Here is a 617-nt window from a genome sequence, read left to right on the forward strand (position 1 = left end):
CTGTAGATTCGTTCCAGTCCGGAAAACTCACACCTATTTTATTCATGGCTTGTCGGTTATTGACCATAAACAAGTGCATTTGGGATATACACCGTCCTGCCAATAATTCATGGTCGGCTTGTGCAGGCATGTAACGTATTAAGAAATAGTAACGCTTAGTCATATCTATCCCTTACTTCGCTTTAGAACAATTGAATAGGCCGCCTTTGATCAAGACAGACATGATGAAGTGCACATCATTTGGGATGACTTGAGAAGCTGTCATGCTTTCAATCCAGTTCTCTGTATTTCTGACTAATTGGTAAAAGTCATTTCCATGGGACACGTGTCGCCTTGCTATAACGTATTCTCGATCTGCCCCATATTCGTTCACTCTTAATGGTTTATCTGCGTTTTCATGCCACCAATCGTCAATCGATTGCAATGCGGCTCCAACTTTTTGACCATGAAACGCAACGGTTTCCTTTCCGTTCAATAGTTCGACGGTAGCTAACTGCTTAGTCGGAACACCATCTTCTCGGCTATCTAAAAACTCTTGGCTTGGGTAAACCTCATCTCCCCAACCAACTCCAATTTTAGCTTTGACATCCATATAGAAATATTCGGTTGGGTCAGCC

General features: G+C 42.5%; 1 protein-coding gene and 1 pseudogene. Both read right to left on the reverse strand.

Going from position 1 to position 617, the window contains the following annotated elements:
- Positions 1-163, reverse strand: a pseudogene (locus tag AB4486_RS26535) (type I-F CRISPR-associated endoribonuclease Cas6/Csy4); the annotation flags it as partial.
- Between the two features lie 9 nt (positions 164-172).
- The coding region (locus AB4486_RS26540) for a type I-F CRISPR-associated protein Cas7f/Csy3 (RefSeq protein ID WP_372119751.1) at positions 173-617 on the reverse strand (445 nt) is incomplete at its 5' end.

The sequence above is a fragment of the Vibrio sp. 10N.222.55.C6 genome, assembly GCF_041473395.1.
Lineage (GTDB): Bacteria > Pseudomonadota > Gammaproteobacteria > Enterobacterales > Vibrionaceae > Vibrio > Vibrio crassostreae_C.